The sequence below is a fragment of the Pseudonocardia sp. EV170527-09 genome (assembly GCF_008369905.1).
Classification (GTDB): Bacteria; Actinomycetota; Actinomycetes; order Mycobacteriales; family Pseudonocardiaceae; genus Pseudonocardia.
On record NZ_VRMC01000060.1, the window covers coordinates 1 to 25,879 of the forward strand.

General features: G+C 72.9%; 21 protein-coding genes. 12 read left to right on the plus strand and 9 right to left on the minus strand.

Going from position 1 to position 25,879, the window contains the following annotated elements:
• Window positions 1-170 (plus strand): integrase core domain-containing protein (locus FVA95_RS18405; RefSeq protein ID WP_149662779.1); only part of this gene is annotated, 170 nt, incomplete at its 5' end.
• A gap of 144 nt (window positions 171-314) precedes the next feature.
• Here the strand turns inward: FVA95_RS18405 and FVA95_RS18410 are convergent.
• The 4 genes from FVA95_RS18410 to FVA95_RS18420 form a co-directional block, all read right to left on the minus strand.
• Window positions 315-4,199, minus strand: coding sequence for a multifunctional oxoglutarate decarboxylase/oxoglutarate dehydrogenase thiamine pyrophosphate-binding subunit/dihydrolipoyllysine-residue succinyltransferase subunit (locus tag FVA95_RS18410; RefSeq protein ID WP_370460873.1), 3,885 nt, complete (start codon window positions 4,197-4,199; stop codon window positions 315-317).
• A 210-nt stretch (window positions 4,200-4,409) separates the two neighbouring features.
• Complete coding sequence (locus FVA95_RS18415; protein WP_083695254.1) at window positions 4,410-5,189, minus strand: hypothetical protein; 780 nt, start codon at window positions 5,187-5,189, stop codon at window positions 4,410-4,412.
• Between the two features lie 186 nt (window positions 5,190-5,375).
• Complete coding sequence (locus FVA95_RS30895) at window positions 5,376-5,552, minus strand: hypothetical protein (protein ID WP_161992352.1); 177 nt, start codon at window positions 5,550-5,552, stop codon at window positions 5,376-5,378.
• Between the two features lie 70 nt (window positions 5,553-5,622).
• Complete coding sequence (locus FVA95_RS18420; RefSeq protein WP_149665303.1) at window positions 5,623-6,651, minus strand: LLM class F420-dependent oxidoreductase; 1,029 nt, start codon at window positions 6,649-6,651, stop codon at window positions 5,623-5,625.
• 121 nt (window positions 6,652-6,772) lie between these two features.
• Between FVA95_RS18420 and FVA95_RS18425 the strand changes: the two genes are divergently transcribed.
• Window positions 6,773-7,741, plus strand: a complete 969-nt coding sequence (locus FVA95_RS18425) for an acyl-CoA desaturase (protein WP_164514882.1) — start codon at window positions 6,773-6,775, stop codon at window positions 7,739-7,741.
• A 68-nt stretch (window positions 7,742-7,809) separates the two neighbouring features.
• Here the strand turns inward: FVA95_RS18425 and FVA95_RS18430 are convergent, their stop codons facing one another.
• Window positions 7,810-8,490: a LysR substrate-binding domain-containing protein gene (locus FVA95_RS18430; protein WP_370460871.1), complete on the minus strand. Its 681-nt coding sequence runs from the start codon at window positions 8,488-8,490 to the stop codon at window positions 7,810-7,812.
• Window positions 8,491-8,520: 30 nt separating this feature from the next.
• Between FVA95_RS18430 and FVA95_RS18435 the strand changes: the two genes are divergently transcribed.
• The 4 genes from FVA95_RS18435 to FVA95_RS18450 all read left to right on the plus strand — a co-directional run bounded on the left by FVA95_RS18435 (window position 8,521) and on the right by FVA95_RS18450 (window position 10,577).
• Complete coding sequence (locus FVA95_RS18435; protein ID WP_043278687.1) at window positions 8,521-8,898, plus strand: DUF5997 family protein; 378 nt, start codon at window positions 8,521-8,523, stop codon at window positions 8,896-8,898.
• Window positions 8,899-8,941: 43 nt separating this feature from the next.
• A complete protein-coding gene (locus tag FVA95_RS18440) occupies window positions 8,942-9,649 on the plus strand; it encodes an alpha/beta fold hydrolase (RefSeq protein WP_149665304.1) in 708 nt (235 codons plus the stop codon).
• Between the two features lie 125 nt (window positions 9,650-9,774).
• Entirely contained in the window at window positions 9,775-10,386 is a 612-nt protein-coding gene (locus FVA95_RS18445; protein WP_193564379.1) for a helix-turn-helix domain-containing protein, read from the plus strand.
• Entirely contained in the window at window positions 10,383-10,577 is a 195-nt protein-coding gene (locus tag FVA95_RS18450; RefSeq protein WP_149665305.1) for a hypothetical protein, read from the plus strand. Before FVA95_RS18445 ends, FVA95_RS18450 begins: the two co-directional genes overlap by 4 nt.
• 205 nt (window positions 10,578-10,782) lie before the next feature.
• Here the strand turns inward: FVA95_RS18450 and katG are convergent, their stop codons facing one another.
• The 3 genes from katG to FVA95_RS18465 form a co-directional block, all read right to left on the minus strand.
• Window positions 10,783-13,029: a catalase/peroxidase HPI gene (gene katG / locus FVA95_RS18455; RefSeq protein ID WP_370460872.1), complete on the minus strand. Its 2,247-nt coding sequence runs from the start codon at window positions 13,027-13,029 to the stop codon at window positions 10,783-10,785.
• Window positions 13,022-13,441, minus strand: a complete 420-nt coding sequence (locus FVA95_RS18460) for a Fur family transcriptional regulator (protein WP_043278241.1) — start codon at window positions 13,439-13,441, stop codon at window positions 13,022-13,024. The genes katG and FVA95_RS18460 overlap by 8 nt, the downstream gene beginning before the upstream one ends.
• A gap of 359 nt (window positions 13,442-13,800) precedes the next feature.
• Window positions 13,801-14,211 (minus strand): nuclear transport factor 2 family protein, encoded by a 411-nt coding sequence (locus FVA95_RS18465; protein ID WP_149665306.1) that lies wholly within the window; start codon window positions 14,209-14,211, stop codon window positions 13,801-13,803.
• 108 nt (window positions 14,212-14,319) lie between these two features.
• Between FVA95_RS18465 and FVA95_RS18470 the strand changes: the two genes are divergently transcribed.
• From FVA95_RS18470 to FVA95_RS18485, 4 genes are all read left to right on the plus strand, one after another.
• Entirely contained in the window at window positions 14,320-14,919 is a 600-nt protein-coding gene (locus tag FVA95_RS18470; RefSeq protein WP_240051579.1) for a TetR/AcrR family transcriptional regulator, read from the plus strand.
• Window positions 14,920-15,077: 158 nt separating this feature from the next.
• Window positions 15,078-16,019, plus strand: a complete 942-nt coding sequence (locus FVA95_RS18475) for an ATP-binding cassette domain-containing protein (protein ID WP_149665307.1) — start codon at window positions 15,078-15,080, stop codon at window positions 16,017-16,019.
• Entirely contained in the window at window positions 16,019-16,879 is an 861-nt protein-coding gene (locus tag FVA95_RS18480) for a hypothetical protein (protein WP_149665308.1), read from the plus strand. The genes FVA95_RS18475 and FVA95_RS18480 overlap by 1 nt, the downstream gene beginning before the upstream one ends.
• 253 nt (window positions 16,880-17,132) lie before the next feature.
• Window positions 17,133-20,924 carry an ABC transporter ATP-binding protein gene (locus tag FVA95_RS18485; RefSeq protein ID WP_149665320.1) on the plus strand — a complete coding sequence of 1,264 codons (3,792 nt, stop codon included), beginning with the start codon at window positions 17,133-17,135 and terminating at the stop codon, window positions 20,922-20,924.
• Between the two features lie 28 nt (window positions 20,925-20,952).
• Here the strand turns inward: FVA95_RS18485 and FVA95_RS18490 are convergent, their stop codons facing one another.
• A complete protein-coding gene (locus tag FVA95_RS18490) occupies window positions 20,953-22,458 on the minus strand; it encodes a helix-turn-helix domain-containing protein (protein ID WP_149665309.1) in 1,506 nt (501 codons plus the stop codon).
• Window positions 22,459-22,728: 270 nt separating this feature from the next.
• Here FVA95_RS18490 and FVA95_RS18495 point away from each other — a divergent pair, with 270 nt between their 5' ends.
• Window positions 22,729-23,466 carry a response regulator transcription factor gene (locus FVA95_RS18495; protein WP_149665310.1) on the plus strand — a complete coding sequence of 246 codons (738 nt, stop codon included), beginning with the start codon at window positions 22,729-22,731 and terminating at the stop codon, window positions 23,464-23,466.
• A gap of 337 nt (window positions 23,467-23,803) precedes the next feature.
• The gene (locus FVA95_RS18500) at window positions 23,804-25,861 is read left to right on the plus strand and encodes a PhoX family phosphatase (RefSeq protein ID WP_149665321.1); all 2,058 of its coding nucleotides are present in this window, start codon (window positions 23,804-23,806) and stop codon (window positions 25,859-25,861) included.
• Window positions 25,862-25,879 lie beyond the last annotated feature (18 nt).

Consider the following 25,879-nt stretch of genomic DNA (forward strand, 5'->3'; position numbering starts at 1 on the left):
GGACCCTGGCCGACGGCTGGGCCTACGCCCGACTCTATGAGTCGACCCGCCAACGCAACGACGCCCTACCCGGCTGGCTGCACTTCTACAATCACCACCGCGCTCACTCCGCCATCGGCGGCCAGCCACCAGTCACCAGGCTGACCAACCTCCCTGGACATCACACCTAGCGCGCCGGATCCGGGCGGTCGAGTGGGCCGTGCCCGCGTTGACCGGGGCCGCGGTCGTCGTCGGTGCCGTGCGCGGACGCTGACCCCGCACAGCACGACGGCCGGGCTGGGGAGTCCCCGTTCCGGCCGTCGTCGTCGCGTGCCCTAGCGGGCGAACGCCTTCTCGATCAGCTCGGCCTGCTCGACCTCGTGCACCTTCGACGAGCCGGCGGCCGGGGCCGCCATCCGCCGCCGGGACACCCGGGTGAAGTTGCCCTGCAGCTGCGGGAGCTTCTGCGGCAGCTCCAGGCCGTAGTACGGCCACGAGCCCTGGTTGGCCGGCTCCTCCTGGACCCAGCGGATGTCACCGGCGGCCTCGGGGTAGCGCTCGAGGACGGCGGCGATCTCCTCGGCCGGCATCGGGTAGAGCCGCTCGACCCGGACCAGCGCGGCCTCGTCGACCGACTCGTCGCCGTTCTTGCGGCGCTTGTCGCGCGCCGCGGCCAGCTCCCAGTAGATCTTGCCGGAGCAGAAGAGCACCCGCTTCACGCCGGAGACGCGCTCGCCCTTACCGGCGTGCTCCGGGTCGTCGATGACCGGGCGGAACCGGCCCTCGGTGAAGTCCGACAGCGGGCTGACGACCTGCTTGGCGCGCAGCATCCACTTCGGCGTGAACACCACCAGCGGCCGGCGCACCCCGTCGAGGGTGTGCTGGCGCAGCAGGTGGAAGTAGTTCGCCGGCTCCGACGGCAGCGCGACGGTCATCGAGCCCTCGGCGCACAGCTGCAGGAAGCGCTCGATGCGCCCGGAGCTGTGGTCGGGGCCCTGGCCCTCCAGGCCGTGCGGCAGCAGCAGCGCGACGTCGGAGAGCTGGCCCCACTTGGCCTCACCGGAGGAGATGAACTCGTCGATGATCGACTGGGCGCCGTTGACGAAGTCGCCGAACTGGCCCTCCCACAGCACGAGCGCGTCCGGGTTGGCGACCGAGTAGCCGTACTCGAAGCCGACCGCGGCGAACTCCGACAGCGCCGAGTCGTAGGGCAGGAACCGGCCCTGGCCCTCCGCCAGGTTGCGCAGCGGGAAGTACTCGGCGCCGGTGTGCCGGTCGATCAGGACCGAGTGCCGCTGCACGAAGGTGCCGCGACGGGAGTCCTGACCGGACAGCCGGACCAGCCGGCCGTCCATCGCCAGCGAGCCGAGGGCGAGCAGCTCGGCGAAGGCCCAGTCGACGTCGCCCTCGCGGGACATCTTCTCGCGCTTGCGCAGCACGGGCTCGACCCGCTTGTGCACCGCGAACCCCTCGGGGAGGTTGGTGTGCACGTCGCCGATCCGGTGCACGACCTCGAGCGGGACCGAGGTGTCGAGGTCGGACGGGACGAGCTGCTCCGACTCGATCGACGGCGAGATCACCGGCGGGTTCTTCTCGAGCTCGCGCACCTCGTTGAAGACGTGCTCGAGCTGGTTGGAGAAGTCCTTGAGCGCCTGCTCGGCCTCCTCCATGGTGATGTCACCACGGCCGATCAGCGACTCGGTGTAGATCTTCCGGACGCTGCGCTTGGCGTCGATGATGTCGTACATCGACGGCTGGGTCATCGAGGGGTCGTCGCCCTCGTTGTGGCCCCGGCGCCGGTAGCAGATCATGTCGATCACGACGTCGTTGTTCCAGCGCTGGCGGTACTCGACGGCCAGCTTGGCGACCCAGACGCAGGCCTCCGGGTCGTCGCCGTTCACGTGGAAGACCGGCGCGCCGATCATCTTCGCCACGTCGGTGCAGTACTGCGAGGAGCGCGAGTGCTCCGGCGCGGTGGTGAACCCGACCTGGTTGTTGACCACGACGTGCACGGTGCCGCCGGTGCGGTACCCGCGCAGCAGCGCGAGGTTCAGCGTCTCGGCGACGACACCCTGGCCGGCGAACGCCGCGTCGCCGTGCATGAGCACCGGCAGCACGGTGAAGCCGCCGTCGCCCTTGTCGAGCAGGTCCTGCTTGGCACGGACGATGCCCTCCAGCACCGGGTCCACGGCCTCCAGGTGCGACGGGTTCGCGGTCAGCGAGACGGCGGTCTCGCCGTCGCCGAACATCCGGAAGTACTTGCCCTCGGCGCCGAGGTGGTACTTCACGTCGCCGGACCCGTGGGCCTGGCCCGGGTCGAGGTTGCCCTCGAACTCGCGGAAGATCTGGCTGATCGGCTTGCCGACGATGTTGGCCAGCACGTTGAGCCGGCCGCGGTGCGGCATGCCGATGACGACCTCGTCGAGCTCGCGCTCGGCGGCCTTGTCCAGCACGGCGTCGAGCAGCGGGATGACGGTCTCGCCGCCCTCCAGCGAGAACCGCTTCTGCCCGACGTACTTGGTCTGCAGGAAGGTTTCGAAGGCCTCGGCCGCGTTCAGCCGGGACAGGATGTACTTCTGCTCCGAGGAGTCCGGCTTGACGTGCGGGACCTCGATGCGCTCCTCGAGCCACTTGCGCTGCTCGGGGTCGGCGATGTGCATGTACTCCGTGCCGATGGTGCGGCAGTAGGAGTTGCGCAGCAGGCCGAGCACGTCGCGCAGCTTCATGTGGCTCTGCCCGCCGAACCCGCCGACCGTGAAGTCGCGGTCGAGGTCCCACAGGGTCAGGCCGTGGCTGAGGACGTCGAGGTCGGGGTGGCGGCGCTGGCGGTAGTTCAGCGGGTCGGTGTCGGCCATCAGGTGGCCGCGGGTCCGGTAGGACTCGATCAGCTCCAGCACCCGGGCGGTCTTGTCGACCTCGCCCTCGGGGAAGTCCTGCACCCAGCGGACCGGCTCGTACGGCACCCGCAGCGAGGCGAAGACGTCGTCGTAGAAGCCGTCCTCGCCGAGGAGCAGCTGGTGGATCCGGCGCAGGAAGTCGCCGGACTCGGCGCCCTGGATGATCCGGTGGTCGTAGGTCGAGGTCAGGTTGATGATCTTGGAGATGCCGAGCTCGACGAGCCGCTCCTCCGACGCACCCTGGAAGGCGGCCGGGTACTCCATCGCGCCGACGCCGATGATCGCGCCCTGGCCCACGGTCAGCCGCGGCACCGAGTGGTTGGTGCCCAGCGTGCCCGGGTTGGTCAGGCTGATCGTGGTGCCGGAGAAGTCCTCGGTGGTCAGCTTGCCCTCGCGGGCCTTGCGGACCATGCCCTCGTAGGCCTGCCAGAACTGCGCGAACGACATGTTCTCGCAGCCCTTGATGGACACGACGATCAGCGTGCGGCTGCCGTCCTTGCCCGCCATGTCCATGGCCAGGCCGAGATTGACGTGTTCCGGCGTCGCGACCGAGGCCTTGCCGTCGGTTTCGACGAAGTGCCGGTTCATGTTCGGGAAGTCGGCCAGGGCCCGGACCAGCGCGTAGCCGATCAGGTGCGTGAACGACAGCTTCCCGCCGCGGGTGCGCTTGAGGTGGTTGTTGATGACGATGCGGTTGTCGGCCAGCAGCTTGGCCGGGACCGCACGGACGCTGGTCGCGGTCGGCAGCGTGAGGGACGACGTCATGTTCTTGGCGATGGCGTTCGCGGCACCGCGCAGCGGGGTGGTGGTCGCGCCACCCCCGTCCTGCGCCGGCTTCGCGGCCTTGGAGCCGCTGCCCGCGGCCGGCTTGGCCGACGACCCGTTCGACGACGCCGGTGCCGGGGCGCTCGCGGTGCGCAGGCGCTCCTCGGCGGGCGGCGGCTCGGCCTTCGGGGTGACCGGCGGCGGGACGTCGCGAGAGGTGGCGGTGCCGTTGCCCCCGGCCTTCCCGCCGTTCGTCACGGCCTTCTGGGCCGGGGCGTCGCCGGAGCCGGCCGCGCCGGTCCCCTTGCCACTCACGGTGCCGCTCCCAGCGCCGTTCCCGGTGCCGTTCCCACTGCCCTGGTCGTCCTCGGTGCCCGCTCCGCGGGTGACACCACCCGAGGAGGCAGGGGCGGAGCCGTTGCCGGAGGAGGTGTCGTCGGACTCCTCGGTCCCGACGGACGACGAGGAGGCCTTCTCACCGCCCGTGCCGTAGTCGGCGAAGAACTCGTGCCAGGCCGGGTCCACGGCCGACGGGTCCTCCTGGAAGCGCTGGTACATCTCCTCGACGAGCCACTCGTTCGGACCGAAGTCGCTCGCCTGATGGGAGGTACTGCTCGATGACACTCTGCGTCAACCGCCTTGATAGCTGCTCGATTTTTCGCGACCGGCTACCAGGTTAGTCCCCTTGGCGCGAGACCGGGCAGTGTGCCGGGTCCCACTTCGTGATCGTTTCGTGATCGACCGTCCGCGGACGGCGAGCGGCACGATTCAGAAGCCGGGCGGGGAGCCGAGCACGTCGACCACGGAGGTCTGCGTGGTCGTCTCGGCGACGACGGTGCCGACCGGCGGGCCGACGCGGGCCGGGCGCCGGACGGTGTCGCGCTCGCCGGCGTACTGCCCGTCGACGGGGGAGATCAGCAGCTCGGTGCGGACCGGCCCGTCGTCGTGGACGAGGGTGGGGTGCCGCTCGCCGTCGAGGTTGTCGGTCTCGCCGAGGGAGACGGCGGGCATCCGGCGCAGCGCGGCGTAGAGCACCGCGCGCAGCTCGGCGGGGACCCGGCACGTCCGCAGCGCGCTCACGGCGCTCGGGAACGGGCCGGTGTAGCCGCGGCCGGGCGGGCTGTCGGCGATCAGCCGGTCCAGCATCGCCGCCGGGTCGCGGGGCAGGCCCGCGAGGAACGCCTCGGTCGGGTTGGCCCACGAGCCGACCTTCGCGGCGGGCCGGTGGCCGTGGAGCTCGGCGTAGAAGTCGCCGTGCGGGGCGCGGAAGCGGCCGGTGGGCCACTGGTCGGCGATGTCGAAGCCGTCCTCGATCGCCGCCGCGCCGTCACCGCACAGCCAGTGCACGCGGCCGGTCAGCTCGCGGTCGAGCAGCCAGTCCTGGGCCGGGTCGAGCGGGGTCCACTGCTGGAGCAGGTGCTCGCTGTAGTGGACACAGAGCTCGTCGCGCGCGAAGCAGGTCCCCATCCACCAGGCGTGCGTCGCCGTGTGCCGGTACTGACCGGGGGAGATCGGCTCGTCGGAGGTCCGGATGGCGAGCTCCAGCAAGTCGGTCTCCTCGTCATGTCGCGAGTCCTGTCGCGGGTGCCCCGCCGGGGGTTGCTCGGAGCACCGTGAACCGTGGATGACGTCACACATTCTCTACGCCCCGCCTACGAGCCGTGACAGGACCCCCCGGTACTGGGCCGAACGGCGCAATGTCGCAGGTCCCTCCGTCGGGGGGCGGCGTGGCGCTCACGCGGCCGCGCTGCGGCCGGACGGCCGGAGTCCGCGGTGGCGTCCGGCGCGACGGCGGACGGGCCCGGGCCCGCGCAGGCGGTGCGGCCCGGAGAGCCCGGCGAACCGGGCTCCGACCACGACCGCGTCGAGCTCGTCGGGGGCGAGGTCCTGACCAACGGTGCTGTCGACCACGTCACCCAGATGAGCACGCTCGCGCGGGCCCGGCAAGCCGGGACCCGGGACATCGGCCCAGGACGTCGACCTACGACATCCAGGTCTTGAGCTTCTCGAACGTGCGGTTCACGTCGTTGGTCATCGGGTTCACGTGCAGGTGGGTGATCCCGTTCTCGCGCAGGGCGGCGATCCGCTCGCGGACGTGACCCTCGGGGCCGATCAGGGTGACCTTGTCGATGAAGTCGGCGGGGAGGGCGGCCATGGCCTCCTCCTTCTTGCCGTCCAGGTAGAGGTCCTGCACGGTCTTCGCCTCGTCGGCGTAGCCCTGCTTGGCGAACACGGTGTTGTAGAAGTTCTTCCCGCGCGCGCCCATGCCGCCGATGTAGAGCGCGTAGAGGCCGCGGGCGGCCTGGCGGGCGGGCTCGAAGAACTCCTCCTCGAGCGCGACGATCCCGCCGCCGGTGATCTGCAACGGGCCCAGCTCGGGGGCGCGCTTGGCGTAGCCGGCCTGCAGGGCGGGCCCGAAGACCTCCTGGATCTTCTCCGGCAGCACGACGTGCGGGAGCCAGCCGTTGGCCAGCTCCGCGGTCATCTCCAGGTTCTTCTCGCCCAGCGCGGCCACCCAGACCGGGATGTCGGCGCGCTTCGGGTGGTTGATGATCTTCAGCGGCTTGCCGAGGCCGGTGCCGCCGGGCAGCGGGATCGGGTAGAGCCCGTCGTTGGTGAGCTTCTCCTCCCGCTTCCAGACCTTGCGGCAGATCTCGATGATCTCGCGCGTGCGCCCGACGGGCTTGTCGTAGGCGACCCCGTGGAAGCCTTCGATGACCTGCGGGCCGGACGCGCCGAGGCCCAGGTTGAACCGGCCGTCGGACAGGGCGTCGAGGCCGGCCGCGGTCATCGCGGTCAGGGTCGGGGTGCGCGAGTAGATCGGCAGGATCGCCGACCCGATCTCGAGACGCTCGGTGCGGGCGGCGAGGTAGCCGAGCAGGGAGACGGCGTCGAACGAGTACGCCTCGGCGGCCCAGACGACGTCGAGGCCGGCGCGTTCCATGTCGGTGACGGCGTCCGCGTTGCGGATCGGGTCGTCGCCGTAGGGGAGGACGGTGGAGAGCTTCACTCCCCGTTCAGTACTCACAAGTTACTCGTCGGTCAAGTCCCGGACCGGGGCGGAACCCGAATCCGAACAGGGGGGTTAACCGCACTGCCCGCGGGGTAGGGGTGCCGCGACAGTGGGACGCATGACGCTCGAGGCCGCACCACCCCGCAGCACGTCCGAGAAGCGGACGCCCGCGCTGATCGTCGACGGGCAGCGCCCGCCCGGCGCGATGTTCCTGGTCGGACTGTTCGTGATCCTCCCGACGCTCGCGCTGTTCGCCGCCGTCCCGCTCGCATGGGGCTGGGGTCTCGGGTGGGTCGACGTCGCGCTGTTCGTCGTCTTCTACGCCGTCAGCGGCCTGGGCGTGACCGTCGGTTTCCACCGCTACTTCACCCACGGCTCGTTCAAGGCGAACCGTCCGCTGCGGATCGCCCTGGCGATCGCCGGCAGCATCTCGCTGCAGGGCAGCGTGCTCGACTGGGTCGGCGACCACCGTCGCCACCACGCGTTCTCCGACAAGGAGGGCGACCCGCACTCGCCGTGGCTCTACGGCACCGGCGCCTCGGCGCTGGTCAAGGGCTTCTGGCACTCGCACCTGGGCTGGCTGTTCGACCGCGACCTCACCAACATGAAGCGGTTCGCCCCGGACCTGCTCGCCGACCGCGACATGATGCGCGTCGAGAAGGCGTTCCCGCTGATCGTCGTCTTCAGCCTGGCGGGCCCGGCGCTCATCGGCGGTCTGGTGACCATGTCCTGGTGGGGCGCGTTCACCGCGTTCTTCTGGGCCGGTCTGGTCCGCGTCGCGGTGCTGCACCACGTCACCTGGTCGATCAACTCGATCTGCCACATCTGGGGCGAGCGCCCCTTCGCCTCCCGTGACAAGTCCGCCAACGTCTGGTGGCTGGCGGTCCTGTCCTTCGGCGAGTCCTGGCACAACCTGCACCACGCCGACCCGACCTGCGCGCGGCACGGTGTGAAGAAGGGCCAGATCGACATCTCGGCCGCCGTCATCCGCGGCTTCGAGAAGCTCGGCTGGGCGACCGCCGTCCGCTGGCCCACCACGCGCCGCCTCGAGAAGCTCTCGCAGAAGCCGGTGCCTGCCGCGGCCTGACCCGTCCGCGTCATACGCCCGACGCCCCCGGTGCCCCGTGCGCCGGGGGCGTCGTCGTGTCCGGGGGACTAGCGGCGACGCCGGGCCGGTCGCCGCTTCGCCGCCGTCGACGCGGGGCGGCGCGCCGGCGCGGCCGGTGGCTCGCTGCGCCGGGTCCGGGTGCTGTGTGCCGAGCGGCCGCGCACGATCCCGATGAACTCCTCCATCAGGTCGCTGTTCTCGGCGTCCGGCCAGGTCAGCGCGACGCCGGAGCCCGGGGCGTCGACCAGCGGCCGGTAGGTGAGGTCTCGGCGGTGGTGCAGCCGGGCCAGCGACTGCGGGACGACCAGCAGCCCGACCCCCGCCGCGACGATCTCGACCGCCTCGGCCGTCGTCGGCGGGGTGTACTCCGCGGCCCGGCCGGGCGGCCCGTCGGGCCAGTCGAGGGTGTCGTCGCCGGTGCGCAGGACGATCTCGTCGGCCAGTTCGGCGACGGTCACCTGGTCGGCCGCGGTCACCACGTGCTCCTTCGGGACCACCACCACGGTCGTCTCGGTGTAGAGCGGGATCGCGTGCAGTCCGGTCCGGTCGATCGGCAGCCGGGCGACGGCCGCGTCCACCGTGCCCGCGCGGACCAGGTCCGCGGCCTCGGCCGGGCTCACCGTGTGCAGCTCCAGGGGGACCCCGGGGCGGCGCTCGGCCCACATCCGGGTCCACTTGCCGGGGGTGACACCCGGGACGTAGCCGAGGTGGAAGGACGTGGCGGTCACCGGTCGAGGCTAGCCGCATAGCCTGGTGACATGACGCGCCAGAGGTCCGCCCAGACGATGAAGCCCGCGACCGCGGCGAAGAAGCTCGGTGTGCTCCTCGACGCCACCCCCGCCGACTTCCGCGAGGGGGTCGTCTCCCGCGACGAGCTCGACGCCCTGCAGGCCGACCCGCCGGAGTGGCTGCGGGAGCTGCGCGCCACCGGGCCGCACCCGCGCCCGGTCGTCGCCGACCGGCTCGGGGTGTCGATCTCGGGACTGGCCCGCGCCGGGATCACCGAGCCGCTGACCACCGAGCAGATCGCCGCGATCAAGGCCGAGGAGCCCGAGTGGCTGGCCCGTGAGCGCGCCACCCGCGCCGAGAGCCAGCGCGAGGCCGCCCGGCTGAAGGCCGAGCAGCAGAAGAACTAGCACGAGGACCGGAACCGTCCTCGTCCGCCGCCAGGCTCGGGGCATGACGAGCTACCTGCTGGTTCCCGGGTTCTGGATCGACGCGACGGCGTGGAGCGCGGTCGCGGACGACCTGCGCGCCCGCGGGCACGACGTCACCGCGCTCGACCTCGGTCACGAGCCCGGTGCCACCGCCCGGACCCGCGTCGACGACGTGCTCGCCGCGCTGGGCGGCGTGGGCGAGCCGGTCGTGCTCGTCGGTCACAGCGGCGCGGGCCCGGTCTGCGCGGCGGCGGCCGAGCGGGCCCGGGAGCGGGTCGCGCACCTGGTGTTCGTCGACACCGGACCGCTGCCCGACGGGGTCGCGCAGATCGACTTCACCCCGCCCGACGCGCAGGCCGCGACCAGGGCGACCCTCGCCGAGCACGGCGCACTGCCGATGCCCTCCCGCGCCGAGCTCGACGCCGCGGGCAGCAGCACCGCGAGCATCCCCGACGCCGTCTTCGACGCCGTCCGCGCCCGCTCGACGGCCGAGCCGCCCGGGGTGGTGCTCACCGGTGCCCGTCGCGGAACGCCCGACCCCTCGCTGTCGAAGACCGTCGTGGCCTGCAGCTTCACCTCCGCCGACGCCCGCGAGCTGATCGACGCCGGGGTGCCCGGGTTCGCGGAGATGGACGGTCCGGAGTGGACGTTCGTGGCGCTGCCGACGGGGCACTGGCCGATGCTCTCCGCGCCGTCGGGGCTCGCGGAGGTGCTCGACGGGCTGGGGTGATCCCGCTGCCGCGCGCCTCTGGGCGCGCTGCCGGTCCTCCGGGGGCGGGGGTCCTCCGGAAGGCCGTCGGGGATCGAGTCAAGACACATTGCTCAAGATGTCTTGATAAAGGTACGTTGACTCTCGTGCCGAAGGAGCCCTACACCCTCACCGACCCCGCGCGGCTGCGCGCGCTGTCCCATCCGCTGCGGGTGGAGCTGCTGGAGGTGGTCGGGCTCGAACGGACCGCGACGGCCACCCGGTGCGCCGAGCTCACCGGAGAGAGCGTCGCCAGCTGCGCTTACCACCTGGGGATCCTCGCCAAGTACGGCTTCGTCGAGCCGGCCGAGGGCGGCCGCGGCCGGGAGAAGCCCTGGAAGCTCGTTCGCTACGGCCAGTCCTGGGGCGTCGAGGACGGCATGGAGCCGGAGACCGCGATGGCGGCCGAGACGCTGTCGGAGGTCTACGTCGACCGGGTCGCCGAGAAGATGAAGCGGTGGTTCCGGCGCGCGGGGGCCGAGGCGCCGGAGTGGCGCGAGGGTGCCGGGTTCTCGGCGGGCTCCACCTGGCTGACCGTGGAAGAGCTCGGCGCGCTGCACGATGAGCTGCTCGCCGTCTCACGACGGTTCGAGAAGCGGCAGCACGACCCGTCGGCCCGTCCGCCGGGGGCACGTCCGGTCGAGTTCTTCTTCGGCACGTGGCTCCCGCGTCCGCCGCACGAGATCACCCCGTCCGAACCGCCGGGAGGTGGGTCGTGATCGAGGACCCGTGGACCTGCCTCGCGCGGGCTCGGATGGCGGACCTGCACCGCGAGGCCGAGGTGCACCGTCTCGGGCGCGGGCGCCCCCGTCCGCGGGTGCGGGACTCCCTGCACTCCGCCTACGCCCGCCTGTGGTGGGCCGCCCGCCCGCGTGCCGGGACCTGGGCCCCACGGCTGCTGCACCACTGACGCCCGGTCCACGGGACGCCCGTCGACCGGTACCGCCGGCGCCGACCCGCCGAGATGCAGCTCAGCGGGCCGCGGAGATCGACGACTCCCGCTGGGCTGCATCTCGACGGAGTTGCCCGGCCCGGGGCTCGGCGAGGGCCCGGACACGACGACGCCCGGACCGGAGAACCCGGTCCGGGCGTCGTGACGTGCTGCTACGCGACGATCAGACGTCGTAGCGGTCGGCCATCATGACCTTGTCCCAGGCGGCGACGAAGTCGCGGACGAACTTCTCCTTCGCGTCGTCGGAGGCGTAGACCTCGGCGACGGCGCGCAGCTCGGAGTTCGACCCGAAGACCAGGTCGGCGCGGGTGCCGGTCCACTTGACGTTCCCGGAGGCGTCGACGGCCTCGAAGGAGTCGTCGTCGCCGGCCACCGAGCGCCACTGGACGTCGCCGGCCAGCAGGTTGGTGAAGAAGTCGTTGGACAGCGTGCCGACCCGGTCGGTGAACACGCCGGCCGTCGACCCGCCGGTGTTGGCACCCAGCACGCGCAGGCCGCCGACCAGCACGGTCATCTCCGGAGCGGAGACGCCGAGCAGGTTCGCGCGGTCGACGAGCAGGAACTCGCCGGGCAGGGTGTGGCCCTTGCCGCGGTAGTTGCGGAAGCCGTCGGCGGTGGGCTCCAGGTAGGAGAACGACTCGACGTCGGTCTTCTCCTGGGTGGCGTCGGTCCGGCCCGGGACGAACGGCACGGTGATGTCGTGCCCGCCGTCCTTGGCGGCCTTCTCCAGAGCGGCGGCACCGGCCAGCACGACGAGGTCGGCGAAGGAGATCTTCTTGCCGCCGGTCAGCGAGCCGTTGACCTCGGACTGGAGCGACTCCAGCGCCGAGACGACCTGGCGCAGCGTGTCGGGGTCGTTGACCTCCCACTGCAGCTGCGGCTCCAGGCGGATGCGACCGCCGTTGGCGCCACCGCGCTTGTCCGACTGGCGGAACGACGAGGCCGCGGCCCAGGCGGTCTTGATCAGGTCGGTGACCGACAGGCCGGACTCGAGGACCTTCGCCTTGATCGACGCGACGTCGTCGGCGTCCACCAGCGGGTGGTCGACGGCCGGGACCGGGTCCTGCCACAGGAGCTCCTCCTGCGGCACCCAGGCGCCGATGTAGCGCTCCTTCGGGCCCATGTCGCGGTGGGTCAGCTTGTACCAGGCGCGACGGTAGGTGTCCTCGAACTCGGACGGGTTGTCCAGCCAGCGCCGGGTGATCTCGCCGTAGACCGGGTCCACGCGCAGCGCGACGTCGGTGACCAGCATCCGCGGCTTGCGGTTCGGGTAGCCGGGCTCGGGGTCCGGGATGACCTCCGGGCCGTCCTTGGCGACGAACTGCTTGGCGCCGGCCGGCGACTCCTCCAGCTCCCACTCGTAGGCGTAGAGGTGCTTGAGGTAGTCGTGGCTCCACCGGTTCGGGGTGCGGGTCCAGATGACCTCGAGCCCGGAGGTGATGGCGTCGCGGCCCTTGCCCTTGCCGTAGTTCTGCTTCCAGCCCAGGCCCTGCTCGGTGATGTCGGCGGCCTCCGGCTCGGGGCCGACGTTGCCGTTCTCGTCCGGGTTCGCGGCGCCGTGGGTCTTGCCGAGGCTGTGCCCGCCGATGATGAGCGCGGCGGTCTCCTCGTCGTTCATCGCCATCCGGCCGAAGGTCTCGCGGATGTCGCGCGCGGCGGCGATCGGGTCACCGCTGGCGTCCGGGCCCTCCGGGTTGACGTAGATCAGGCCCATGTGCGACGCGCCGAGCGGCTTCTCCAGCTCGCGGTGCGCGATGTCCTTGTTGCCGCCGTAGCGCGCCTCGTTGCCCAGCCAGACGTTCTCCGAGCCCCAGTAGACGTCCTCCTCGGGTTCCCACACGTCGGCGCGGCCACCGGCGAAGCCGAACATCGGGAAGCCGGAGATCTCGTGGGCGCGGTTGCCCGCGAACACCATCAGGTCGGCCCAGGAGACCTTGCGGCCCCACTTCTGCTTGACCGGCCAGAGCAGCCGGCGGGCCTTGTCCAGGTTGGCGTTGTCCGGCCAGCTGTTCAGCGGTGCGAAGCGCTGCATGCCGGCGCCCGCGCCGCCGCGGCCGTCGTAGGTCCGGTAGGTGCCCGCGGAGTGCCAGGCCATCCGGATGAAGAACCCGGCGTAGCTGCCGTGGTCGGCCGGCCACCAGTCCTGCGAGGTGGTGATGACGGCGTCGACGTCGCGCGCGAGCTCGTCGAGGTCGACGGTCGCGAACTCCTTCGCGTAGTCGAAGTCCGGCTCCATCGGGTCCGACGCGGGAGCGTGCTTGCGGAGGATCTTCAGGTTGAGCTGGTTGGGCCACCAGCTCTGGTTGCCGCCACCCTCGGTGGGGTGCGCGATGCGACCGGCGGCGACGGGGCAACCGCCGTCCTGCTCGCGGTTCATCTCGCTCTCGACGGTGGGGTGCTCGTCAGACACGGGACATCCTCTCGGGATCAGTGGATGAGCAGTCGGGGCACCGTCCCCAGTAGACGACCTCGGCCTCGTCGATCACGAAGCCGCTGTCGTCGGAGGCGGTGAGACAGGGTGCGGAGCCGACGGCGCAGTCGACGTCGGCGATGGCGCCACAGGATCGGCAGACCACGTGGTGGTGGTTGTCGCCGACCCGCGCCTCGTACCGCGCGACGGAGCCGGTGGGCTGGATCCGTCGGACCAGCCCTGAGGAGTGCAGCGCACGCAGCACGTCGTAGACGGCCTGGTGCGACACCTCCCCGAGGTCCTCCCGCACGACACGGATGATCGACTCCGTGTCCGCGTGCTGGTGGGAGTGGACCGCCTGCAGCACGGCCAGGCGAGGACGCGTCACGCGCAGCGACGCTCCACGCAACATGCCCTCGTAGTCCGATGCGTTCGACACGGCGGCGAGCCTGCCCGCTTTTCTTGAGTCAGTCAAGTTTCGGCGTGTCTCAGTATGAGACCGGCGACACATCAGACGGTGCTGCGCTCCCGGCCCGCCCGGAACGGTGTCCGGAGGCCCTTCTCGAAGATCGTGCCGGTCGGGTGGCGGGGAGCTCCGACAGGGCGCCGACGGTCGTCGGGCATGTGAACGACGCGCGGTGGCGCGCGCATGAACCAGCAGGTCCTCGGGGTCGATGCGCGCGCCGGGGGCGGGCACGGCGCAGGCCTTCGGCACCTCGGCCCCGGTGGTCGTCGGGCGCCTCGACGACGGCCCGGCCTGCGACCCCGGCGTCAGCGGCGGGCGGGGAAGGCGGGCCGCAGGTCGAGGGGGTTGATGTAGTCGCGGTAGTGCGCGACCAGATCGCCGTCGAAGGTGACCACCGCGACGTAGGAGATCGCGGCCGGGGTCCCGTCGGCGAAGTGGCCGGTCGAGGACCACTCGGCGGTCAGGGTGTCGCCGCCCTCGTGGATCCGCAGGTCGTGTATGCCGCCGTCGAGGGTCAGGAGGTCGGGCACGGTGCGCATCCAGGCCTCGATGGCCTCCCGACCTTCGACGCGTGTGGGCATCCCCTCCGGGGCGAACGGGAACTCGTGCACGGCGTCCTCGCGGTACATCGCCATGAACGTCTCGGCGTCCTCCCGGTGGAAGGCCTCGAGGCCGGCCGTCAGCAGTCGGACCCGGTCGCTGGTGGACGTGGACATCGCGTCCCTCCGTTCGTTCAATGGAACGGTTCCGTTCCGTTTCGGTGTCCGAGGCTAGGTCGACGGCCGACGGAACGCAAGCGTTCCGTCGGCGGTTAGGATGTCGGCGTGACGGTCCGACGAACCACCGGCGGCGGATCGGTGCTGCGCCCCCGTGTCACCGAGGCGATCGTGTCCGCGGCCTTCGCCGAGCTGGCCGCGTCCGGGTACGCCCGTCTGTCGATGGAGGCGGTCGCCCGGCGTGCGGGTGTGGGCAAGGCGGCGCTCTACCGCCGCTGGTCGTCGAAGGAGCAGATGCTGGCCGACCTGATCCGCCAGGCCGTCGCCGACACGTTGCCGCCCGCCCCGGCGACCGGGGCGTTCCGCAGCGACCTGCGCGAGCTGCTCGGTGCCCTGCGCGACCAGGTGGCCGCCCCGGTGGTGTCGGCGGTCGTCCCGACGCTGCTCGCCGAGCTCCGCCACACCCCGGCGCTGGCCGAGGTGCTGCAGACGGACGTGGCCGGTCCGCGGCGGGAGGTCGGCGTGCAGATGCTCCGGGCGGCGATCGCGCGTGGCGATCTGCCGCCGTCGGTGGACGTCGATCTCGCGGTCGACCTCCTGATCGCCCCGCTGCTGTTCCGGGTGCTGGTCACGGGGGCGGCGTGCGACGACCCGTACCTGGACACGCTCGCCGCGGCGGTCGAGGCGGCGGTCCGCGCCACCGCGTAGCGGTCGGGGCCCCGACGGCCACGGTCCGGCCGGTCCCGCGCCGCCCGGAACGGCGCGGGGCCCGCTTCCCGCCGCGATCCCGGGCTGGGCGAGGATTGGCGGCAGGCGATGCCCCGGTGCGAACCCCGGGGCGCGACGCGAGACGGACGGAGACCGGAGTGCAGGAGACCGCGTCCACGGACCCGGCGACGGCGGCCGGGAGCGGGCGGATCGTCGTGGAGGGGCTCGGCAAGCGGTTCGGCCCGGTCGAGGCCGTGCACGACCTGTCGTTCACCGTCGAGCCCGGCTCGGTGACCGGGTTCCTCGGGCCCAACGGCTCGGGCAAGACGACGACGCTGCGGATGATCCTCGGCCTGGTCGTGCCCAGCACCGGGCGCGCACTCGTCGACGGGGTCCCGTTCTCCGCGCTGGCCTCGCCCGGCCGCGTCGTCGGCGCGGTGCTGGAGGTGCAGGGGGTGCATCCGCGACGCACCGCCCGCGCACACCTGCGCGCTGCGGCCGCCGCGATCGGCGTGCCCGACACCCGGGTCGACGAGGTGCTCACCCTGGTGGGCCTGGCCGCCGCCGCGGACCGCTCGGCGGGCGGGTTCTCGCTCGGCATGAACCAGCGGCTGGCCCTGGCGGTGGCACTGCTCGGCGACCCGCGCATCCTCGTGCTCGACGAGCCGGGCAACGGCCTGGACCCCGACGGCATCGCCTGGCTGCGCTCGTTCCTGCAGGCCTTCGCCGCGTCCGGGCGCAGCGTGCTCGTCTCCTCCCACCAGCTGGCCGAGATGGAGCTGACCGCGCAGCGGCTGGTCGTCATCGACCGTGGTGCCTGCCGCTTCGACGGCACCGTCGCCGAGCTGCGCGCCGGCCACGGCTCGCGCGTGCTCGTGCGCGCCGCGGACCCGGCCCGGCTGGCCGAGGCGCTCGCCACGGACGGGATCACCGAGATCGACCGCGTCGACGACGGCGTGCTGGCCGTCGGCGGGGCCGACGCGGTCCGCGTCGGGGACCTGGCGCTCGCCGCGGGCGTCGCCGTGTACGGGATGAGCGAGGAGCGGGCCGGGCTGGAACAGATGTTCCTGCGCCTGCTCGCCGGTGAGGAGCAGCGCTGATGGCGACGGTGAGCCTCGACCGCTTCCGCGCGGTGCTGACCGCGGAGGTCCGCAAGACCCTGTCCACCCGGGTGTGGTGGCTGCTGTTCCTCCCGGTGCTGCTGCTCGCGCTCGCTCAGAGCCTGCTCGGCAGCATCCTGCAGCTGCTCGTGCCGCAGGCCACCGAGACCTCCTCGATCCTGATGCTCGCGGGCCTGGCGTCGGCCCTGACCATGACCGCGATCGTCGGCGCCGCCTTCGGGACCCTGCTGGGCACCGGCGACTTCCGGCACCGCACGGTCACGCTGGCCTACCTGACCGGGTCCCGGGGCCAGGTGCTCGCGGCCAAGGCGGTGATCGCCGCCGTCGTCGCCGGGCTGTACGCGCTGGCCCTCGTCGTGGTCGGCCCGCTGCTCGGCGGTGCGACGCTCGGCGGCCAGCAGCTCCCCGACCTCGGCCGGCTCGCCGGGTTGGGCGCGATCGGGATCCTGGTGTGTGCGCTGTGGGGGGTGCTCGGCGTCGCCGTCGGGACACTGGTCACCAACCAGGCCGGGGCGATCGCGCTCACCGTCGGCTACCTGCTGATCGGGGAGAACCTGATCGCCGGGGCGCTGCGCGCGGGCGACGGGTCCTCGCTCGGCGACCCGTCGGTGTTCGCCCGGCTGACCCCGTTCCTGCCCGGCAACGCCGGTGACCTCGCGGTCTGGGAGCCGGTCGTGAGCTCGGCCGGGCTGGGCGCGCAGTCCCGGTTCGTCCTGGAGTTCCTGGCCGGGGTCAGCGCCCCGCCGCCCGGCTGGGTCGGGCTGCTGGTCCTGGCGGCGTGGACGGCCGCGGGGATCGCGCTGGCCGCCGTCGTCGGGGCACGGCGGGACATCACCTGAGCCGCCTCCCGCGGTGGGCACCGCTGCGCGCCTCGTCGATCAGTACCGTCGATCAGTACCCGAGTGTCGTCCGTGCACCTCCCGGCAGCGCTCCTGTCCCGATCGACAGCGGAGCGACGGTCCGTGGTGGGCGGCGCCCGCGTCGGGCGGCGTCGACGGGCCGGTTGTCGGGGGTCGGGCATAGCCTGGCGACGTGCCCTCTCCCCACCCCTCCGCAGGCCCCGGCTGGATCCGCAGACTGGCCACGGCCTGCATGCGGCACCGCCGCGTCACGGTCGGTGCGCTGGTCGCGTCCATGCTCGGTGTCGGGTTGGAGGCGATCGGCCCGCTGCTGATCCGCGAGGGCGTGAACGGCGCGATCGGCGGGGACACCGGCGTGCTCGCGCCGGTCGTCGGTGGGCTCCTGGTGCTGGGCGTGCTGAAGTTCGTCGGCGCGTTCGTGCGTCGCTACCTCGGCGGCAAGATGGCGCTGAACGTGCAGCACGACCTGCGGCGTGCGGTGTTCGGCGCGGTGCAGCGGATGGACGGGGTCCGCCAGGACCGGCTGCGCACCGGCCAGGTCGCCTCGCGGGCCATCTCCGACCTGCAGCTGGTGCAGGGCTTCCTGTCGATGGTGCCGCTGTCGGCGGGCACCGTCGTGCTGGTGGTCGTCGCGGTCGTCGCGATGCTGTACCTGTCTCCGCTGCTCACGGTGGTCGCGCTGGTCCTGCTGCCGCTGGCGTTCCTGGCCACCAACAGCATCCGGCGCAGGCTGTTCCCGGCCACCTGGTCCGCGCAGCAGCGGGCCGCCGAGATCGCCCAGCAGGTCGAGGAGACCGTCACCGGCGTGCGCGTGGTGAAGGGCTTCGGGCAGGAGGCCCGCGAGACCGCCACGCTGGAGGGCCGGGCCCGCCGGCTCTACGGCGAGCGGCTGCGGGCCGCCGGGCTGACCGCGCGGCTCAACCCGATGCTGCTGGCGCTGCCCGGGCTGGGGCAGGTCGCGGTGATCGGCATCGGTGGCTGGATGGCGGCCCGGGGCACGATCGACCTCGGCACGTTCCTGGCGTTCACCACCTACGTCGGCATGCTCGTCGGGCCCGCCCGGCTGATCGGCGCGCTCGTGGTCACCGCGCAGCTGACCCGGGCCGGGGCCGAGCGCGTCTTCGAGATCGTCGACTCCGCACCGGGGATCGTGGACCCGGAACGTCCGGCCTCGCTCCCCGAGGGCCCCCTGACCGTCGAGCTGGAGGACGTCCGGTTCGGATACGAGCCCGCGGGGTCCGGCCCGGACGGCCACGCCGCCCCCGACCCGGTCCTGGACGGGCTCTCCCTGCGCGTCGAGCCCGGTGAGACCCTCGCCCTGGTCGGCCCGCCCGGCTCGGGCAAGTCGACGGTGGCGCTGCTGCTGCCCCGGTTCTACGACCCGCAGGCCGGGCGTCTCGCGATCGGCGGGGTGGACCTGCGCGACCTGCGGCTGCACGACCTGCGCGCCGAACTGGGGGTGGTGTTCGAGGAGGCGTTCCTGTTCTCCGACACCATCCGCAACAACATCGCCTACGGCCGCCCCGACGCCGACGAGGACGAGATCCGCGCCGCCGCCGAGGCGGCGCAGGTCGCGTCGTTCGTCGAGGACCTGCCCGACGGCTACGACACCGAGGTCGGCGAGCGCGGCCTGACCCTGTCCGGTGGCCAGCGACAGCGGATCGCACTGGCCCGGGCGATGCTCACCCGGCCGCGGGTGCTCGTGCTCGACGACGCGACCTCCGCGGTCGACACCGCCACCGAGGCCGCGATCCACGAGACCCTGCACGAGCTGACCGCCGAGCGGACCACGCTGCTGGTCGCGCACCGGCGTTCCACCCTGGCGCTGGCCGACCGGATCGCGGTGCTGGACAAGGGGCGGGTGGTCGACACCGGCACCGAGGACGAGCTGCGCAGCCGGTGCGCGCTGTTCCGGGAGCTGCTGGCCACCGGCCCCGCCGACGAGCTGGGCGGCGGCCCCCGCGCGACCACCGTCGTCCCGGTCGGCGACGAGCTCGGGGACGACACCGGCGGGGCGGCCTCCGGTGACCCGGTGCCGGCAGCCGTCGCAACCGGCCCGGCCGTCACCCCGGAGCTGTGGCCGCGGGTCAGCATCGAGCAGGACCCGGACCGGGCCCTGACCCGCGACGGCGGAGGCGGCGCGGCCGGCTGGGCGGGCGGGATCAGTGCGACCCCCGAGCTGCTCGAGTCCGTCGCGAAGCTGCCCCCGGCGACCGAGACGCCCCGGCTGCGCGACGACGACCCGACGGCCCCCGACCCCGCGTTCCGGCTGTCCTCGCTGCTGCGGCCGGTGCGCTGGCTGCTGGTGCTCGGCGTCGCGCTGATGACCGCGGACGCGCTGGCGACCCTGGCCCTGCCGAGCATCGCCCGGATCGCCGTCGACGACGGCATCGCCGACGGCGCCACCCGGGTCCTGCTGCTGGCGGCGCTGGCCGGGCTGCTGATCGTCGTGCTGGACGCGGTGGTCGTCGGGTTCCAGACGCTGGTCACCGCCCGGGCTGGGGAGAGCCTGCTCTACCTGCTGCGGCTGCGCAGCTACGCGCACCTGCAGCGGCTCGGCCTCGACTTCTACGAGCGGGAGCTGTCCGGCCGGATCATGACCCGGATGACCACCGACGTGGACGCGCTGTCCACGTTCCTGCAGACCGGGCTGGCGCAGGCCGTCGCCAGCCTCCTGACGATCGGCGGGGTCGCGACCGCCCTGGTGCTCACCGACCCGGAGCTCGCGCTGTACGCGCTGGGCTGGCTGCTGCCGCTGCTCGCGGTCGGCACCGTGGTGTTCCGCCGGTTCTCCTCCCGCGCCTACGCCGAGGCCCGCGAGCGGGTCAGCGTGGTCAACGCCGACCTGCAGGAGAACGTGTCCGGGGTCCGCATCGCGCAGGCCTACGTCCGCGAGGAGCTGAGCTACGACCGCTTCGGCGAGCGGTCCGACGCCTACCGCCGGTCGCGGCTGCGCGCGCAGCGCTACATCGCCACCTACTTCCCGTTCGTGGGGCTGCTGTCCGACATCGCCACGGCGGTGGTGCTGTTCGTCGGCGGCACCCGGATCGTCGGCGGGGACATCACCCCGGGTGTGCTCACCGCGTTCCTGCTGTACCTGACCCTGTTCTTCGGCCCGGTGCAGCAGCTGTCGCAGGTGTTCGACGGCTACCAGCAGGCCCGGGTCGGCCTGAACCGGATCTCGGAGCTGCTGCGCACCCCCACCTCGGTCCCGGACGAGCCGCAGCGGCCGGTGCCGGTGCCGGTGCCGTCGCGGTTGCGCGGCGAGGTCGAGCTCGACCGCGTGACGTTCCGCTACCCGGGGGTCGACGCCCCCGCCCTCGACGACGTGTCGCTGCGCGTCGGCGCGGGTGAGACCGTCGCGCTGGTGGGCGCGACCGGCGCCGGGAAGTCGACGCTGATCAAGCTGATCGCCCGGTTCTACGACACCGGCGAGGGCCAGGTCCGCGTCGACGGCGTCGACGTGCGCCGCTTCCCGCTGGCCGGGTACCGGTCCCGGCTCGGGGTGGTCCCGCAGGAGGCGCACCTGTTCACCGGAGACGTCGCCTCCAACATCGCCTACGGCCGCCCGGACGCCCCGCCGGAGCGGATCGAGGCCGCGGCCCGCGCGGTCGGGGCGCTGGGCCTGGTGCGGTCGCTGCCCCAGGGGTTCCACACCCCGGTCGGTGAGCGGGGGCAGGGACTGTCGGCGGGACAGCGGCAGCTCGTCGCGCTGGCGAGGGCCGAGCTGGTCGACCCGGACGTGTTGATCTTCGACGAGGCCACCGCAGCGCTGGACCCGGCCACCGAGGCCACCGTGCTGGCGGCGGGGGAGCGGGTGGCGTCGCGGCGGACCGCGTTCGTCGTCGCCCACCGGCTGCAGACCGCCCGGCGGTCGGACCGGATCGTGGTGCTGTCCGGCGGCCGGATCGCCGAGGAGGGCACCCACGACGAGCTGGTCCGCGCGGGCGGTCGGTACGCGGCCCTGTGGCGTGCGGGGGAGCTGGAGCCGGAGCCGGACAGCCCGCTGGCCGCACGGACCTGACCCGGGTCGGCCGGGCGACCGGGCCGGGTCAGTCCCGCAGGTGCTCGGCCCGCGCGGCGACGGCGGCGCGGCGCGGGTCGTCCCGGTCGAGCAGGTCCAGCAGCAGCTCGTGCGCCTCCAGGTCGTCGGTCCCCAGCGGGTGCACGACGAAGCGGTGCAGGAGCGCGACGTCGTCCGAGGCGAGCACCGCGTGCCGCAGTCCGACCAGGAGCTCGTCACGCAGCTCGCGCACGGCGGGCGCGTCGGAACGGGGCAGCAGCTCGCCGTGGCAGGAGTCGAGCGCCTCGGACACCCGGCCGTCCCGCAGCGCGTCCCGGACCTGCAGGAAGTCGGCCTGGGGCCCGGTCGCGAGCCGGTACGGCCGGGTGAGCAGCAGCTCCGCGCCCAGCGACGACCGCAGCCGGTGGATCTCGCCGCGCAGGGTGGTCGGGTTGCCGTCCTCGCCGTAGAGCATCAGGGTCAGCTGCTCGCCGGAGAGCCCGTCGGGGTGCAGCGCCAGCGCCGTGAGGATCTCGGCCGGGCGCAGGGTGGCCGCGAACTCCTCGCCGTCGAGGGTGACGCGCGGTCCGCCCCCGCCGGTGAAGCGCAGCTCCAGCGGGCGTGCCGTGTCGGGCGGCACCGTCGCGACCACACGCCCGCGCCGTCGCGACGGCGGCACCAGCAGGTAGCCCTCGGCCAGCTTCTCGACGGCCATCTCCCGGCCGTCGCCGAGCTGCACCCGGTCGACGCCGTCGTCGAGCCGGATCCGCTCGGGGAACAGGCCGTAGGGCTCGCTGGCGATGACCCGGCCGCTCGAGGACAGCAGGGCGCCCTCGGAGCCGCGCAACGCCGTCAGGTGGGGCATGTTCTTGACCCGCAGCCGCTCGTCGGCGATCGCCAGCCGCACCCGCAGCTGGTTCTCCGCGAGGTGCGCGGTCGCCGTCACCAGCTGCACCAGCGCGGGGTGCACGGTGTGCAGCGGCCCGGAGATGTCGATGGCCCCGATGGTGTCGCCGGTGTCCGGGTCGTGCACGGGGGCCGCGACGCAGGTCCAGTCGTGGTAGGTCCGGACGAGGTGCTCGGCGGAGTGGATCCGGACCGGCTGGTCGACGGCCAGCGCGGTCCCCATCGCGTTGGTGCCGATGGTCTCCTCGGCCCAGCGGGTGCCCTCGACGAGCCCGACGTCGTCGGCGGAGCGCAGCAGGCCGTGTGCGCCGTCGCGCCACAGGACGGTGCCGTCGGCGTCGGTCACGAGCATCACGTGCATCGCCTCGTCGGCGATGCTCACGAGCGTGGAGCGGAGCAGCGGCATCACCGCGTGCAGCGGGTGGCCGGTCCGGACCTCCTTCAGCTCGTCGGCGAGGTAGACGAGCGGGGGGAGCCTGCCCTCCGGGTCGACGTGCGCGGCCAGGCTCCGCTGCCAGGAGTCGGACACGACCGGTCGCGGTGCGCCGGCCGAGCCGCCGGAGCCGAGCCCGTCGTCGTAGATGCGCCGCAGGCGGTTCGCGTCGGCCACCAGCTCGTCGGGGGAGGTGCCGCCCTCGGCTCCGCTCACGTCGCCTCCCGCCACGGCCGGGGCACACCCGGTGCCCTGCTCCCACGTGATGCCCCGCGCCGGCGCGGGTCGATCCGTCCCGGGCGTTCGTCCCCGGGGTGGCGAGCATACCCGCTGTTCGGGGGCCCGACCTCCACACGACCGGACGCGGGATGCGACGTCGCCGGCGTGCGCGCAACGTGGGGGCAACGTGGCGCTCCTTACGGTTTGCCGCATCGGGACGCCGGGTGGTGCCCGGCGATGACGCAACAGACCCACCGGAGGACAGCGATGACGCTCGAAGCCGTTCGTGAGGCCACCGATCTGCGTGCCGGCCGCGGGGCCGACGGCGTGGATGTGATCCGTCGCGCGGCCCGGGTACTCGTCGTCGACTCCGAGCCGATCGTCCGGCACGGGCTGCGGGCACTGCTGACCGCCGAGCCCGACCTGGCCCCGGCCGGCGAGGCCGCCTCCCCGCGCGACGCCCTGATGGCCGCCGAGCGGACCCGCCCCGACGTGATCGTCGTCGACATCGAGTTCGCCCGCGACGAGCGGCCCGGCCTCGACCTGGTGCGTGCGCTGATGGAGCGCTGCCGCGGGGTGAAGATCCTCGTCCTGACCGGCTGCCGTGACCGCGACGCGATGATGCGCACCGTGCGTCTGGGTGTGCACGGCTACCTGCGCAAGGGTGCCGACACCGCCGAGATCGTGCGGGCGCTGCGCACGGTCCTGCGTGGCGAGGGCGTCTTCGACCCGGGCACCGCGAGCGCCGGCCCGCTGCAGGTGCTGCGGGACACCGAACCGGCGCCGTCGCCCGCGCCGGACCTCTGCAAGACCTCGCTGCTGACCGATCGCGAGAACCAGGTGCTGCGGCTGCTCGCCGTCGGCCTGTCCAACCGCGAGATCGGGACCCGGCTGCGGATCTCCGAGGCCACCGTGAAGTTCCACGTGCGGAACCTGCGCGACAAGCTCGAGGTCCGGCGCCGCACCGAGATCGTCTACACCGCCGCCCGCCAGGGCATCGTCTGATCCCGCCGGGCCGGGGCGGAGGACACGTACCCGCCCCGGTCCGTGCCCCTGCTGCACGGCGTGCCACGACCGGCGCCGTCACCCATCAGGTGGCCGCGCCGGTCGCGTCGCGTGGTCGACGTCATCCCATCCGGGGATGCGTTCACCCGGCGGCCACCTTCTCCTCACCCCACGGGAGAACGGGGGTGTTGGGATGCGGAGGAAAGGGACGGTTCCGAACGGACCGGACCGGACCGCGCCATCCCACCACGACCCCAGGAGGACGACCGTGGCTCACACCTGCCCCGGCGACGCCCCCCAGGCCGGCCCCCGCCGTGCCCTCCCGCTCCTCGACCGCATGCGGCACGACCGCCAGGGACTCACCTGTCGCTACCGGTGCGGCGACGCCTGCTCCCGGCCCGAGCCCAACCCGTCGTCGAACGCCTACTTCGGTGACGTCATGCAGGCCGTGCTCGACCGGCGCGGGATGCTCCGCGCCGGTGCGGTGATCGGCCTGGGCGCCGGGGCCGGTGTGGCGCTGGCCGGCACGGCCTCCGCGGCGGAGCCCGCCCCGGCCGCGCCGGCCCATCCGCTCGGTGCCGACGTGGCCGCGCCGCAGCAGGCCCGGCCCCCGCGCGGTCTGCAGTACGAGACCGTCGCGCCGAACCTCGACGACGCGATCCGCGTGCCGACCGACTACGCGAGCAACGTCGTGATCCGCTGGGGCGACCCGATGTTCCCGGACGCGCCGGAGTTCGACTTCGAGAAGCAGACCGCCGCGGCGCAGGCCCGCCAGTTCGGCTACAACAACGACTTCTGCGGCATCCTGCCGATCGACGGCCCGGGTCGCCGCTACGTCATGTTCTCCAACCACGAGTACACCCTCGAGCCGCTGATGTTCCGCGGGTACGACGAGGACGCCCCCACCCCCGAGCAGATCCGGATCGGGATGGCCGCGCACGGCGGCGGCGTCGTCGAGGTGACCCGCGACCTGCGCACCGGCGAGCTGCGCTACGACCGCAACGGGAAGCTCAACCGGCGGATCACCGCCGACACCGAGATGGTGCTCGACGGCCCGGCCGCCGGTGCCGAGGTGCTGCGCACCAAGGCCGACCCGACCGGACGCAGCGTCAAGGGCATGATCGGCAACTGCGCCGGCGGCACCACCCCGTGGGGCACCTTCCTGTCCGGCGAGGAGAACTTCGACGGCTACTTCGCCTCCGGCCCGGTCACCGACGAGCGCGCGAAGCGCTACGGGATCTCCGAGGGCAGCTTGTCGCGCAAGTGGGAGCGCGTCGACCCGCGCTGGGACCTCGCGCAGGAGCCGAACGAGGCCAACCGGTTCGGCTACATCGTCGAGATCGACCCGCACGACCCGCGCTCGAAGCCGGTCAAGCACACCGCGCTCGGCCGCTTCAAGCACGAGGGCGCCACCGTCGCGCTCACCCGCGACGGCCGCCCCGTCGTCTACATGGGCGACGACGAGCGCTTCGACTACGTCTACAAGTTCGTGTCGGACAAGCGGATGCGCCGCGGCCACAGCCGGGCCGCCCGCGAGCACAACGCCACCCTGCTGTCCTCGGGCACGCTCTATGTCGCGACCTTCACCGGGGACAGCCCGGCCGCGGAGATCACCGGCACCGGGGCCCTCCCGCGTGACGGCCGCTTCGACGGCTCCGGGCAGTGGAAGCCGCTGGCGTCGACCACGAAGTCCTACGTGGACGGCATGAGCGTCGCCGACGTCTTCGTGTTCACCCGGCTCGCCGCGGACAAGGTCGGCGCGACGAAGATGGACCGTCCGGAGGACGTGGAGCCCAACCCGCGCACCGGGAAGGTCTACATCGCCTGCACCAACAACTCCGACCGCGGCAAGGCGGGCGCCAAGGCCGGTCCGGACGAGGCGAACCCGCGCAACGCCAACAAGCACGGCCACGTCATCGAGCTGACCGAGACGCGCGACGATCCGGCGGCGACGACGTTCGCCTGGAACATCCTGCTGGTCTGCGGGGACCCCGACGACCCGTCGACCTACTTCGGCGGGTTCGACAAGTCCCAGGTCAGCCCGATCACCTCGCCGGACAACGTGGCGTTCGACCCCTACGGCAACCTGTGGGTCTCGACCGACTCCACCCAGGCGCTGAAGATCAACGACGGCCTCTACGGCGTCGTGCTGGAGGGGCCGCAGCGCGGCTCGACCCGGCTGTTCGCCAGCGTCCCGGTCGGCTCGGAGTGCTGCGGCCCGGTCGTCACCGAGAACTTCGTGCTCGTGTCGGTGCAGCACCCGGGCGACCTCGACGGGGCCTCCCCGGAGCAGCCCGCCTCGCACTGGCCCGACGGCGGCGCCGCGCAGCCGCGCCCGGCCGTCGCCGCGATCCGGCACCTGAAGGGCGGACGTCCGGCGAAGATCGGCGTCTGACACCCCGCGCCACCCGGT